Annotated in this window: 13 protein-coding genes; 2 read left to right on the top strand and 11 right to left on the bottom strand. The window is 75.1% G+C overall.

Going from position 1 to position 11,921, the window contains the following annotated elements; translation table 11 throughout:
- Positions 1 to 5: 5 nt before the first annotated feature.
- The 9 genes from AB0K34_RS36570 to AB0K34_RS36530 all read right to left on the bottom strand — a co-directional run bounded on the left by AB0K34_RS36570 (position 6) and on the right by AB0K34_RS36530 (position 8,640).
- On the bottom strand, positions 6 to 1,778 hold the full coding sequence (locus AB0K34_RS36570) for a class I SAM-dependent methyltransferase (protein ID WP_364553370.1): 1,773 nt from the start codon (positions 1,776 to 1,778) through the stop codon (positions 6 to 8).
- A gap of 220 nt (positions 1,779 to 1,998) precedes the next feature.
- On the bottom strand, positions 1,999 to 2,799 hold the full coding sequence (locus AB0K34_RS36565; protein ID WP_301177173.1) for a rod shape-determining protein: 801 nt from the start codon (positions 2,797 to 2,799) through the stop codon (positions 1,999 to 2,001).
- Positions 2,799 to 3,149 carry a TraR/DksA C4-type zinc finger protein gene (locus AB0K34_RS36560; protein ID WP_301177172.1) on the bottom strand — a complete coding sequence of 117 codons (351 nt, stop codon included), beginning with the start codon at positions 3,147 to 3,149 and terminating at the stop codon, positions 2,799 to 2,801. Before AB0K34_RS36560 ends, AB0K34_RS36565 begins: the two co-directional genes overlap by 1 nt.
- 141 nt (positions 3,150 to 3,290) lie before the next feature.
- Positions 3,291 to 3,860: a TrmH family RNA methyltransferase gene (locus AB0K34_RS36555; RefSeq protein WP_301177171.1), complete on the bottom strand. Its 570-nt coding sequence runs from the start codon at positions 3,858 to 3,860 to the stop codon at positions 3,291 to 3,293.
- A complete protein-coding gene (locus AB0K34_RS36550) occupies positions 3,857 to 4,471 on the bottom strand; it encodes a methyltransferase (protein WP_301177170.1) in 615 nt (204 codons plus the stop codon). The genes AB0K34_RS36555 and AB0K34_RS36550 overlap by 4 nt, the downstream gene beginning before the upstream one ends.
- 72 nt (positions 4,472 to 4,543) lie before the next feature.
- A complete protein-coding gene (locus AB0K34_RS36545) occupies positions 4,544 to 5,491 on the bottom strand; it encodes a VWA domain-containing protein (RefSeq protein WP_301177169.1) in 948 nt (315 codons plus the stop codon).
- Entirely contained in the window at positions 5,488 to 6,561 is a 1,074-nt protein-coding gene (locus AB0K34_RS36540) for a DUF58 domain-containing protein (RefSeq protein WP_301177168.1), read from the bottom strand. Before AB0K34_RS36540 ends, AB0K34_RS36545 begins: the two co-directional genes overlap by 4 nt.
- Positions 6,558 to 7,571 carry a MoxR family ATPase gene (locus AB0K34_RS36535; RefSeq protein WP_301177167.1) on the bottom strand — a complete coding sequence of 338 codons (1,014 nt, stop codon included), beginning with the start codon at positions 7,569 to 7,571 and terminating at the stop codon, positions 6,558 to 6,560. The genes AB0K34_RS36540 and AB0K34_RS36535 overlap by 4 nt, the downstream gene beginning before the upstream one ends.
- 481 nt (positions 7,572 to 8,052) lie before the next feature.
- Positions 8,053 to 8,640 carry a hypothetical protein gene (locus AB0K34_RS36530; protein ID WP_301177166.1) on the bottom strand — a complete coding sequence of 196 codons (588 nt, stop codon included), beginning with the start codon at positions 8,638 to 8,640 and terminating at the stop codon, positions 8,053 to 8,055.
- 6 nt (positions 8,641 to 8,646) lie between these two features.
- Here AB0K34_RS36530 and AB0K34_RS36525 point away from each other — a divergent pair, with 6 nt between their 5' ends.
- Entirely contained in the window at positions 8,647 to 9,282 is a 636-nt protein-coding gene (locus tag AB0K34_RS36525) for a LysE family translocator (RefSeq protein WP_364553366.1), read from the top strand.
- Between the two features lie 75 nt (positions 9,283 to 9,357).
- Positions 9,358 to 11,004, top strand: a complete 1,647-nt coding sequence (locus tag AB0K34_RS36520; protein WP_301177164.1) for a DUF885 domain-containing protein — start codon at positions 9,358 to 9,360, stop codon at positions 11,002 to 11,004.
- Positions 11,005 to 11,053: 49 nt separating this feature from the next.
- Here AB0K34_RS36520 and AB0K34_RS36515 read toward each other — a convergent pair whose 3' ends face one another.
- Together AB0K34_RS36515 and AB0K34_RS36510 are read right to left on the bottom strand one after the other, a co-directional pair.
- Positions 11,054 to 11,308, bottom strand: coding sequence for a hypothetical protein (locus AB0K34_RS36515; RefSeq protein WP_364553365.1), 255 nt, complete (start codon positions 11,306 to 11,308; stop codon positions 11,054 to 11,056).
- Between the two features lie 138 nt (positions 11,309 to 11,446).
- Positions 11,447 to 11,921: alpha/beta hydrolase fold domain-containing protein (locus tag AB0K34_RS36510; protein ID WP_364553364.1), on the bottom strand; the 475-nt coding region annotated here is incomplete at its 5' end.

Genomic DNA, 11,921 nt, shown 5'->3' with positions numbered 1-11,921 from the left:
CCGGGTCAGCCCGGCAGCCGCCTGATCTTCAGGGCGTTGTCGGTGCGGGTCATGGTGCGTCCGTCCGGGGCGGTCTGGACCCGCTCGTGCTCGCCGCTGAGCAGCACCTCCCACGCGCCGTCGGGGAGTTCGAGCGAGGCCAGCACCTCGTCGGGGGTGGGCAGGTGCACCTCGGGGTGGGCGTCGGGGTCCCAGGGCGGCGGCCCGGCGTGCCCCACGACCAGCAGGACGCCGCCGGGCGCGACGGCCGCGGCGGCCGCCCGCAGGACGCGCTCGCGGGGCATGGTCGTGGGGGAGTGCAGGAACTGGGCGGAGACCAGGTCGAACTCGCCCTCGGGGAAGGACTCGGCCAGGTCGCGGCGCTGGAAGTCGACGCGGTCGGCGACGCCCTCGTCGCGGGCGTGGCGCGCGGCGCGTTCGACGGCGACGCCGGAGACGTCGACGGCGGTGACGCGCCAGCCCCGCCGGGCGAGCCAGATGGCGTCGGCGCCCTCGCCGCAGCCGAGGTCCAGGGCGGTGCCCGGGGCGAGATCGGCGACCTCGCGGACGAGGACGGTGTTGGGGTTGCCGCTCCAGATGCGGTCGCTCTCGGCGTAGCGGGAGTCCCAGAACTCCTGGCCGGTGATGGTGTCGTCCATGGGTCGATGGTGCGCGATGGCCGCGGGTTCCGGCGAATCGCTTTGCCGTTCCCGCAAAAGGGGCAGGAGCGCGGCGGCGGCCAGGGCGGGGGCGGCGGCGAGAACATAGCAGAGCGGCAGGGGGAGGGCGTCCAGGTACACGCCGGTCACGGCCGTCCCGCCGGCGGCGCCGAGGTTGAGCGCGGTGTTGACCCAGGCGGCCGCGCGGGTGCGGGCGTCGGGCGGGGCGGTCGCGTCGGCGAGCAGGTAGGCGGCGGTCAGGACGGGGCTGATGAACAGTCCCGCGACGCACGCCACCGCCGTCAGCGCGAGGGTGGAGGGGGCGAGGCCCGCGGCGGCGAGGGCGGCGCCGAGCGGGAGGAGGAGCAGGGCGAGCCGGCCGCGTCCGGGCGGGGTGCGGCTCAGCGCGCCGTAGGCGAGCCCGCCGGCGGCGCTGCCGGCGGCGAGTGCGGCCTCGATCCAGGCGACCGCGGCGGGCTGGTGGTGCTGCCGGGTGAACGCGACGGCGAGCAGGGCGGTGGAGCCCAGGACGACGCCGGTGGACGCGGCGGCCAGGCACGGTGCGAGGGGGATCGCTGGCCGGCGGCGGCCGGGGCGGGTCGCGTGCGGTCGGGGCCGCACGGCAGGGGAAGTGACCAGGCCGAGGGTGCCGGCGGCGATGAGGGCGGCGCTGAGCGCGATGCCGAGGGCCGGGTGGGCGGCCGCTGCCAGCAACCCGGCCAGCAGCGGCCCGGTGACGAACACGAGCTCTTCGCAGACGGTGTCGAGGCTGTAGGCGCGGCGCAGGAGCGGCCCGTCCGGCAGGAGGGTGTTCCAGAGGGTCCGCATGACCACTCCGAGCGGCGGCATGGTGGCGCCGGCGGCGAGGGTGAGCGCGGTGAGCAGCGGGAGCGGCGCGCCGGGGCGCCAGGTGAGGGCGGCCAGGGCGAGCAGTGCCAGGCAGTAGCCGGCGGCCATCGGCGGGAGGGTGCGGCGCGGGCCGTGCCGGTCGATGAGCCCGGCGCGCAGGGGCGACAGGACGGAGACGGTGAGGCCGTTGAGGGCCATGAGGGCGCCCGCGCGGGCGTAGGAGCCGGTGGAGGCGGTGAACGCCAGCGTCAGGGACAGGAAGACCGTCCCGTAGGACAGGCGTCCGATCAGGGCGAGGGAGAAGGTGCGGAAGGCGTGGGGTGCGCAGGACGGCCGCGTACGACGGTGCCACGGAAGGTGTTCCTCATCGGGAGGCCCGCGGTGGGGCGGTTCATGGGGACGCCGGAGGCCGCCGCGCCGAGGCGGCGGCGTCGGGGCGTCCTACGCACGGATGAGGAACTGCACGGGCCGATCGTAGCGTGCCGGTGCTGGGGTGCTGGGGTGCGGCCGGTCAGGCCCGGGCGAGCCGCCACAGGTCGGGGGACCGGCAGGCGCGGGCGAGGCCGCGGATGGTGGCGCGCGCGGGGTCGCGGGCGATGGTGACGGTGAGGCTCATCTCGGCGGTGAGGCGGCCGGGCAGGGACGGCAGCCGGGCGCCGCCGCCGGTGAGCAGGAGGCCGCCGTCGCGGGCGGTGCGGCGCAGCGGGGCGGGCAGGTCGGCCAGCAGGTGCTGGACGCCGCCCGGGAGGCGCTCGCGTACGTACTCGGGGAGCCGGGGCACGGCGTGCCCGGCCTGCCGGTCGGGGACGTACTGGATGGAGCGGGCCAGGTGCACGCGGCCGCGCATGATGACGGCCATCTCGACGATGCCGGCGCCGATGTCGAGGATGAGGCGGGGCCGGGGGTCGTCCGTGCCGACGCCGGCGCCGATGGCGGCGGCCAGGGGCGCCTCCATGGTGCGGACGGGGCAGCCGGCGGCCGCGCGGACGGCGGTGGCCGCGCGGCCGAGCTGGGCGCCGCTGGCGGCGGCGGGCACGGCGAGCAGGATGTGGCGGAGCCGCAGGTCGGGCCCGGCCTCCTGCAGCGTGCGGCGGGTGAGCCGGGTGCAGGCGCCGGCGTCGGTGACGATGCCGTGCTCGATGGGGCGTGCGGGGGCGGTGCGGCGGCGCCCGGTGGGGGCCGGGACGTGGTCGCCGACCGCGGAGGGGCGGTCGACGATCACGTCCAGGGCGGGCACGCTGGCGCGGATGCGGCTGGTGCCGAGGTCGAGGGCGGCGCGGGCGCCGCCGGGTGCCGCGGTGGTGGCGGTCATCACCGCCGTCGCTGCTGGCAGGCCACGCAGCGGCGGGCGTACGGGATGATCTCCAGGCGGCCCTCGGGGACGGGCTTGCCGCAGTCCTCGCACAGGCCGTAGGTGCCGGCGTCGAGGCGGCCGAGGGCGGCGTCGATCTCCTCCAGGTTGCCCTGGAGGGTGCCGCGGCGGGCCATGGCGGCCTCGTCGGGGGCGCTGGGGCCCTCGCCGTCCAGGAGACCGAGTTCGGCGATGCGGTTGCGGCGCTCGCGCTCCAGGAGCTCGCGGGCCTGCCGTGCCGCCGCGCCGCCCGGCGGGTAGCCGCCGGAGGCGTCGCCGACCGCGCCGTTGACCGCGCCGTTGACCGTCATCGCAAGGGGCTCCCTTCGGTCGCCTGGGGAAAGTACGTGGCGAACCTCCACCATGGGGCAAGGGGGCAGCGCCCACCATGGGGGCGGGCACCCATTTGCGGGGGGTGCGAGGGTGCAGACGGCCGGGCCGGGAGGCGTCGGTCAGGCGCTCCATTCGCGGCGGCGGGCCTCGGCGAGGGCGATGGCGGTGGCGACGGCGACGTTGAGGGAGCCGACGCGTCCGATCTGGGGGATGTAGGCGACGGCGTCGGCGGCGGCGAGCAGGGCGGGGGAGCAGCCGTGGTCCTCGCCGCCGACGGCGAGGCAGACGTCGCCGTCGAGGGGGGCGTCGTGCAGGGGGACGGCGTCGGCGGTGAGTTCGACGGCGACGAGGCGCAGGCCCTCCTTGCGGACGGCGGCGGCGGCCTCGGCGGGGGTGCCGGCGTGCTCCCAGGGGACGAGGCGGTCGGTGCCGAGGGCGGTCTTGGCGACGCCGCGGTGGGTGGGGGGCGTGGCGTTGCCGGCGAGCCAGAGGTGTTCGACGCCGAACACGGCGGCGCTGCGGATGATCGAGCCCATGTTGAACGGCTGGGTGACGGACTCGACGAGCAGGCCGAGGCGGGCGTCGGTGCGGCGGCGCCAGTCGCGGTTGAGGCGCTTGACGTCGGTGGCGCGCAGCTGCCGGCGGCCCGGGGCGGGCTCGGGGGTGCTCTTCGGGTCGCGGGTGGTCATCGGGTGGTGCCTTCCGTGCGGGACGTGACGCGCAGGACGCGGTAGGCGGACCGGGAGGCGATCCGCTCGGTGGGGAAGCCCTGGCCGGTCAGCCACCGCTGGAGGGAGTCGGAGCCGAGGTGCTTCTGGACGACGAGGTGGGCGGTGCCCTCGGGGGTGAGGCGGGGGAGCCAGGTGAGCAGGAGGTCGTGGAGGGCGGCCTTGCCGATGCGGATCGGAGGGTTGGACCAGAGCGCGGTGAAGCGCAGCGCGGGGTCGATCTCGTCCGCCAGCCTGAACCTTACATTGTCAAGGCCGGCGGCTTTAGCATTATTCTCAGCGATTTCCAGCGCTCGCCGGTTCACATCTACACCCCAGACAATCCCCGACGGGGAGCGCTTTGCCAGGGTGAGGGCGATGGGCCCGTAGCCGCAGCCGAGGTCGAGGAGGTCGCCGTGCTGCGGGGGCGGCGGGACGGTCTCCAGCAGCACGCGCGTGCCGGGGTCGACCCGGTCGGGGGAGAAGACGCCGCTGTCGGTGTCGAGCCGCAGGTGCAGGTCGGGCAGGACGAGGTCGACGGTGCGGCGCCGGCTGGCGGCGCCGGGCCGCTCGGCGAAGTAGTGATCCCCCACGTCCGCCGACGCTATCAGTGCGGACGCGGCGCCCGAGCCGCTCGGGCGGGCGGCCTAGGGGGCGGCGAAACGTCAGGGCAGGCGGGAGAACCAGGCGAGGGAGGCGCCGCCGGCGGCGAGGGCGAACAGCAGCGCGATGCCGATGTAGCGGGCGGCGACGTCGCGGTGCTCGATCCGGAAGCCGAGGGAGGTGCCGATGTTGCCGTAGACCTCGTCGAGCTGGCCGGCGTCGGCGGCCTCGTAGGCCTTGCCCTCGGTGCTGTCGGCGAGGGTCTTGAGCGTCTCCTTGTTGACCGAGACGCTGGTGGTCTCGCCCTCGATGTCGACGGTGCCGTAGGGGGTGCCGAACGCGATGGTGGAGACGGGGATGTGGGCGACGCGGCTGGCGTCGACGGCCTCCTGGACGGAGCGTCCGGTGGTGTTGTCCCCGTCGGACAGCAGCACGATGTGGGCGGGCGGCGGGTCCTGGCTGGCCTCGGCGTCGAAGGACCGGACGGCCTGCAGGGAGGTGAAGACGGCCTCGCCGATGGCGGTGCGCTTGGCCAGGGCGAGCTGGTCGAGGGAGGCGATGGCGGCGGCCCGGTCGGCGGACGGCGCGGCGACGAGGTTGGCGTTGCCGGCGAAGGCGACGACGCCGACGTTGAAGCGGCTGGGCAGGTCGCCGATGAACTTCTTGGCGGCGGCCTTGGCGGCGTCGAAGCGGCTGGGGGAGACGTCCCTGGCCATCATCGACAGCGACACGTCCACGGCGACCATGATGGTGGCGCGGTCGCGGGGGACCTTCACGGAGGAGGCGGGCCGCGCGAACCCGACCATCATCAGCAGGATCATGATGAGGAACAGGCCGGCGGCGACGTGCCGGCGCCAGCCCGGCCGCCGGGGGGCGACCTGGGACAGCAGCGCCAGGTTGGTGAAGCGGACGGCGTACCTGCTGCGGCGCAGCTGCAGGACCGTGTAGGCGGCGGCCAGCAGCGGCAGGAGGCCGAGGAGCCAGAGGCGTTCGGGTGACAGGAAGGTCATGGGCGCACTCCCGCGGTGGTGAAGGGCCGGCCTGCGGCGCGGCGCTGGCGGAGGGCGAAGCGTGCGACGTCGGCGATCCAGTCGCGGTCGGTGCGCAGGACGAGATGGTGGGCGCCGCAGCGGCGCAGGGCGGCGCGGTTGCGCTCGCGCTGGGCGGCGGCCGCGGCGGCGTACCGCTCGCGGGTGCGGCGGCTGAGCACGATCTCGTGGACGGTCCCGGTCTCGGGGTCGGCCATCTCGACGAGTCCGACGTCGGGGAGGTCGAGTTCGCGGGGGTCGATGATCTCGATGGCGAGGACCTGGTGGCGGGCGGCGAGGCGGCGCAGCGGGCGCTCCCAGTCGGGCTGCCCGTGCGGGCCGGGGTCGGCGGGGCCGGTGAGGGGGTCGGTGCCGTCGGGGGCGAGGAAGTCGGAGATGACCACGCGCAGGCCGCGGCGGGTCTGGCCGCGGTCGAGGGAGGTGATGGCGGCGGCGAGGTCGCGGGGGGCGGTGGGGCCGGTGCGGGAGCCGGGGCCGTGTCCGGCGGACTGGGCGTCCAGGACGGACTGCAGGAGGGCGTAGAGGGCGGCCTTGCCGGTGCGGGCGGGCCAGCGGCGCATGCCGTCGGTGTGCAGGAGGTAGGCGCCGGCGCGGTCGCCGAGGCGGACGGTGAGGAAGCCGACGGCGGCGAGGGCGGCGACGGCGAGGTCGCGTTTGATCATGGTGCCGGTGCCGAAGTCCATGCTGGGGGTGAGGTCGACCAGGGACCAGGCTTCGAGTTCGTGGTCGGCGACGAGGTCGCGGACGTGGGGGGTGGTGGTGCGGGCGGTGACGGCCCAGTCCATGTGGCGGACGTCGTCCTCGCCGGGCTGGTAGAGGCGGGCTTCGGCGAGTTCGGTGCCGGGGCCGGGGAGCAGGCCGAGGTGCTCGCCGTTGAGGAGGCCGTCGAGGCGGCGGGTGACCTGGAGTTCCAGGCGGCGCAGGGTGCGTTCGGGGGCGAGGTGGGCGAGTTTGCCCCCGCTCCCGCCGCGGCGTCGTGCGGGGGCGTGGCCTGCGGCGGGGTGCGCGTGGTCGGCGCGCCGCGGGCTCATGCGGTGGTCACCGCCGCGGCTCCGTGGTTCCAGACGACGCGGGGCGGGGGGACGGCGGCGAGGATCTGGGCGATGACGTCGGCGGGGTCGATGCCGTCGGCGAGGGAGTCGAAGGTGAGGACGAGGCGGTGGGACATGACGTCGCCGGCGACGGCGCGGACGTCGTCGGGCAGGACGTAGTCGCGTCCGGACAGCAGGGCGAGGGCGCGGGCGGCGGAGACCAGGCCGAGGGTGGCGCGGGGGCTGGCGCCGATCTCGATGACGCCGCGCAGGTCGGGCAGGCGGTACTGCTCGGGTTCGCGGGTGGCCATGACGAGCCGGACGATGTAGTCGGCGATGAGTTCGTGGACGGAGACCTCTTCGGCGGCGCGCTGCAGGCCGGCGAGGCGTCCGGTGTCGAGGAGCTGGGCGGCTTCGGGCGGGTCGACGCTCATCCGCTGGAGGATCTGGAGTTCCTCGTGGGCGGCGGGGTGGTGGACGTCGATCTTCATCAGGAAGCGGTCGCGCTGGGCTTCGGGGAGGGGGTAGACGCCTTCGGACTCGATGGGGTTCTGGGTGGCGAGGACGATGAAGGGCTTGGGGAGGGGGTAGGTGCTGCCGCCGAGGGAGACCTGGCGTTCGGCCATGACCTCCAGGAGGGCGGACTGGACCTTGGCGGGGGCGCGGTTGATCTCGTCGGCGAGGACGAAGTTGACGAAGACGGGGCCGAGTTCGACGTCGAACTGCTCGGTGGAGGGGTGGTAGATGCGGGTGCCGACGATGTCGGAGGGGACGAGGTCGGGGGTGAACTGGAGGCGGGCGAAGGTGCCGCCGACGACGCGGGCGAGGGTGCCGACGGCGAGGGTCTTGGCGACGCCGGGGACGCCTTCGATGAGGCAGTGGCCGCGGGCGAGGAGTGCGACGATCATGCGTTCGACCATGTGGTCCTGGCCGACGATGACTTTCTTGACCTCGGTGAGGGTGTTCTGCAGGAGCGCCGCGGCCTCGTCGACGTCGGTGGCGATGGTCATGGTGGGAGTCCCCTCGCTGTCCCTGGTGGGCCTGTCCGTCGGGTGCCGGTGGGCGTGTTACGACCCTACGCGATCACTTGTACCCGTTCGTTCGGGATACGTGCGCTCGGGCGATGATCGGTTCAGGGTGCCGCGGCGGGGGCGCGCTGGTGGGCGGGTTGCCGGGCGTGTCGGCGTCCTGGGGCCGAGTGCGGGGCTTGGTTGTTAGTGTTGCGGCCATGTCGAGGCCGTTGCCGCCGGGTGATCCTGTTCAGCTGGGGCCGTTCCGTTTGTCGGCGCGTTTGTCGGAGTCGGCCGCCGGGATCGTGTTCCTGGGGGTGGACGGTGAGGGGCGGCGCGCGAGTGTGGCGGTGCTGAACCGCGGTGCGGCGGGTGATGCGGCGGCGCGGGACCGGTTCCGTGCGGCGATCAACGCGGCGGTGCCGGCGGCGGGTGGTGTGCCGGGCCGGGGGCCGGGTGAGGCCGCGGGCGGGGCGGGTGGTCAGGCGCCGGTGGTGGCGGCGCATCCGGACGGTCCGGCGCCGTGGGTGGCGACGTTGTACGAGCCCGACCGGGTGGGGGCTGAGCGTTTCCTGGAGCCGGTGGTGTTCCAGGGGCAGGGGCGTGCGTGGTGGGGCGGGCGGCGGCGTGGTCCGCAGTTCCAGCCGTACTGGCTGGGGTCGGGGGAGCCGGCGTTGGAGGCGCCGCGGCCGGGTCCGGCGGCGCCGGTGCCGGGCGGGGTGCCGGCGGGGGAGCGTCCGCCGGAGCGGAATCTGGTGGCGGCGGTGGTGGCGTTGGCGGCGGCGTTGCTGGTGCTGGCGTTGCTGATGGCGGTGCTGTTCGCGTGCCAGCCGACGGCGGAGGAGCCGCCGCCGACGCCTCCGGAGCCGACGCCGACGTTCCAGCAGCCGTCGCGGTCGCCGACGCCGTCGCGGTCTCCTTCGGGGCCGCCGCGGTCGCCGTCGAGTCCGCCGACGCCGTCGCCGTCGGGTACGGGAGGGGATGACGGCGCGCCGCTGTGATCGTCTGCCCGCCGGGTGCGGGCGGGTGGGGATCGGCGTTGCGCGGGTTGGTGCGGGGCGGCGAGCATGGGCGGATGGTGGAGAGTCTGCTGGCGTTCGCGGGTGCGGCGGTGCTGATCGCGATGGCGCCGGGGCCGAGCACGGTGGTGATCATGCGTGAGTCGGTGCGGTCGGGGCGCCGCGGCGGGCTGGCGGTGGTGCTGGGGAACGAGGCGGGGGTGCTGGTGTGGGGGTTGGCGGCGGCGGTGGGGTTGTCGGCGCTGCTGGTGGCGTCGCGGTTGGCGTATGAGGGGTTGCGGGTGGCGGGTGCGGTGGTGCTGGTGTGGTTCGGGGTGCGGGCGTTGTGGCGGGCGCGGCGCGGCGGGGCGTCGGATGGGCTGGAGGGTGTGGAGGGTGGGGGTGCGGGGTTGTCGGGGTGGCGGTGTTTCCGGTTGGGGCTGGTGACGAACTTCGCCAATCCGAAGGCGGGGGTGTTCGCGGTGTCGTTCCTGCCGCAGTTCGTGCCGGACGGGTGGCCGGTGGGGTGGACGCTGGTGGGGTTCTCGGTGCTGTGGGCGCTGATCGACTTGGCGTGGTACGCGGTGGTGGTGTGGGTGGTGGGGGCGGCGCGGCGGGTGCTGGGGCGGCCGGGGGTGCGGCGGCGGTTGGAGCAGGTGTCGGGTGCGGTGCTGGTGGGGTTGGGGGTGCGGTTGGCGGTGGAGGCGCGGTGACGGCACTGGGCGGTATGACGTTTTTTGGCACATTTTCATGATCAGTTTTGGTGGTGCGGGTCGTAGCCTGGGGCGATGACCGCACTGGATGACCTTGCCGGCCGGTACGCGGACGAGTTCGCCGCGCTGGATCCGTGCCTGGCGGCGCTGATGGGGATCGCCGGGCAGGACGCGCGGCTGACCGACTACGGCCCGGACGGGGCGGCGGCGCGGGCGGAGTTGTCGCGGCGGACGCTGGCGGAGCTGGCGCGGGTGCCGGTGGAGGGGGAGGCGGGCCGGGTCGCGGCGGCGGTGCTGCGGGACCGGCTGGAGGTGGAGGTGGCGCTGGACGAGGCGGGGGTGCGGGATTGGTTCCTGGACACCACCGACGGTCCCGTCCAGCGGCTGCGGATGGCGGTGGAGCTGCTGGACCAGGGGGCGGAGACCGACTGGGAGGCGGTGCGGTCGCGGCTGGCGGCGCTGCCGGGCGCGCTGGCGGGGCTGCGGGTGTCGCTGGAGGAGGCGTGCGGGCGGGGACGGGTCGCGGCGCGGCGGCAGGTGCTGCGCAGCGCGCGGGAGTGCGCGGAGTTCCCGGCGTATCTGGAGGGTTTGGCGGCGCGGTACGGGGAGGGGCCGCTGGCGGGTGCGCTGGGCGAGGCGGTGCGGGCGGCGTCGGCGGCGCTGGTGGAGTTCGCGGGGTTCCTGACGGGTGTGCTGGCGGCGCGGGCGCCGGAGCGGGACGCGCTGGGCGCGGACCGGTACGGGCTGGGCGTGCGGGAGTTCCTGGGGACGGAGCTGGATCTGGCGGAGACGTACGCGTGGGGCTGGGAGGAGCTGGCGCGGATCGAGGCGGAGATGGCGGTGGCGGCGGAGGAGATCCTGCCGGGTGAGCCGCTGCCCGCGGTGATGGCCGCGCTGGACGCCGATCCGGCGTACCGGGTGGTGGGCGCGGAGGCGTTCCGGGAGTGGATCCAGGAGCTGGCGGACCGGGCGATCGCGGATCTGGACGGGGTGCATTTCGACATTCCGGCGCCGCTGCGGCGGATCGAGTGCCGGATCCCGCCGGTGGAGTCGGGGATCTACTACCTGGCGCCGGCGGAGGACCTGTCGCGTCCGGGGACGGTGTGGTGGACGGTGGAGGATCCGGCGGCGGAGATCGTGACGTGGTCGGTGCCGACGACGATGTTCCACGAGGGGGTGCCGGGCCATCATCTGCAGCTGGGGGTGACGGTGCTGAACCCGCGGCTGAACCGGTTCCAGCGGGTGTCGAGCGAGCTGCACGCGGGGCATTGCGAGGGGTGGGGGCTGTACGCGGAGCGGCTGATGGACGAGCTGGGGCATTACGCGGATCCGGCGCACCGGCTGGGGATGCTGGCGGGCGGGCAGCGGTTCCGGGCGGCGCGGGTGGTCCTGGACATCGGGCTGCATCTGGAGCTGCCGATCCCGAAGGGGACGGGGTTCCACGAGGGGGAGCGGTGGACGCCGGAGCTGGGGTTCGAGTTCCTGCGGTCGCGCAAGGGCCCGGATCCCGATTCGGTGGTGGCGTTCGAGATCGACCGGTACCTGGGGCGTCCGGGGCAGGCGATCGCGTACAAGCTGGGGGAGAAGGTGTGGCTGGAGGCGCGTGAGGCGGCGCGGCGGCGGGCGGGTGCGGCGTTCGACCTGAAGGAGTTCCACCGGCGGGCGCTGGATCTGGGGCCGATGGGTCTGGGCCGGTTGCGCACCGAACTCGCCGGGGCGTGAGCGTCCCGTCTCCCGGGCTTGTGGCCGCGTCGGGCAGAGTCGGACGGGCTCAGACGGGTTCGGGTGGGTTGACGTGGGGTCGGGCGGAGGCGCCGAGTGCGTCGGCGCCGGTTTCGTGGAGGCGGCGGCTGGCGCCGGCGGCCGCTGCAGGCGTTTCGTCGGGAGTGCGGGCGATGTGGCAGGCCTTGGGGTCGCCGGTGTCCAGGACGCTCTTGGCGTAGTGGGGCGGCCACCGCAGCAGGATGCGGCGCCCGCAGGTGGGACAGGCCCATTCCTCTAGTCCGGACTCTCCGGTGCGGACCATCCGCATCTCATGGGTCCTGTGCAAGTCGGTGGTCCTCCCTCGACCTTCGGCGGCGTTTGGTGAAATCCGACCTGCTTGTGTGATTTCCCACGTCAAGGGGGTTAAACGGGGTGGGCAAGCCTCTTTAAGGACAGGAGGTCAGGGGATGTCGGGGCCGTCCGGAACGGCGGTGAGAGCGCGGTGGACGGCGGCGCCGATCTCGGCGACGGCCTCGGCGGGGCGGCGCGCGAACGCGCCCCAGCCGAGGAAGCCGTGGTCCAGGCCGGTGCCGGCGACGAGGGTGACGGGGACGCCGGCGGCGCGGAGCCGGGCGGCGTGCCGCTCGGCCTGCGGGCGCAGCCGGTCGTGCTCGGCGGTGGCGATGACCGCCGGGGGCAGGCCGGCGGGGTCGGGGTCCAGGAGCGGGGAGACGTCGGGGCGGGTGCGGTCGGCGCCGCGCAGGTAGGCGCGCAGGGCCCGGTCGACGCCGTCGCGGGGCGGGGCACCGACAGCATGATCGTCCCGTCCCGCCGGGGGCGGCCGTGCAGGACCGAACCGGTCACGGCCTCGCTGATCCGCAGCTACCCGGTGCGGAGCCCGGTCGCGGGCGTCACCGTCTCCGACGGGTTCCTCG

The sequence above is a fragment of the Actinomadura sp. NPDC049382 genome, from assembly GCF_040677125.1.
In the GTDB taxonomy this organism is placed as follows: domain Bacteria; phylum Actinomycetota; class Actinomycetes; order Streptosporangiales; family Streptosporangiaceae; genus Spirillospora; species Spirillospora geliboluensis.
The sequence above is the reverse complement of the archived record's forward strand: the minus strand, read 5'-3'. Positions and strand labels throughout refer to the sequence as shown.

Coding starts and splice junctions, on each gene's coding strand:
- AB0K34_RS36565 (WP_301177173.1), bottom strand. CDS start 2,799: ATGACCGCCACCACCGCGGCACCCGGCGGCGCCCGCGCCGCCCTCGAC.
- AB0K34_RS36555 (WP_301177171.1), bottom strand. CDS start 3,860: ATGACCACCCGCGACCCGAAGAGCACCCCCGAGCCCGCCCCGGGCCGC.
- AB0K34_RS36525 (WP_364553366.1), top strand. CDS start 8,647: ATGGTGGAGAGTCTGCTGGCGTTCGCGGGTGCGGCGGTGCTGATCGCG.
- AB0K34_RS36515 (WP_364553365.1), bottom strand. CDS start 11,308: ATGGTCCGCACCGGAGAGTCCGGACTAGAGGAATGGGCCTGTCCCACC.
- AB0K34_RS36545 (WP_301177169.1), bottom strand. CDS start 5,491: ATGACCTTCCTGTCACCCGAACGCCTCTGGCTCCTCGGCCTCCTGCCG.
- AB0K34_RS36520 (WP_301177164.1), top strand. CDS start 9,358: ATGACCGCACTGGATGACCTTGCCGGCCGGTACGCGGACGAGTTCGCC.
- AB0K34_RS36540 (WP_301177168.1), bottom strand. CDS start 6,561: ATGAGCCCGCGGCGCGCCGACCACGCGCACCCCGCCGCAGGCCACGCC.
- AB0K34_RS36535 (WP_301177167.1), bottom strand. CDS start 7,571: ATGACCATCGCCACCGACGTCGACGAGGCCGCGGCGCTCCTGCAGAAC.
- AB0K34_RS36560 (WP_301177172.1), bottom strand. CDS start 3,149: ATGACGGTCAACGGCGCGGTCAACGGCGCGGTCGGCGACGCCTCCGGC.
- AB0K34_RS36530 (WP_301177166.1), bottom strand. CDS start 8,640: ATGCTCGCCGCCCCGCACCAACCCGCGCAACGCCGATCCCCACCCGCC.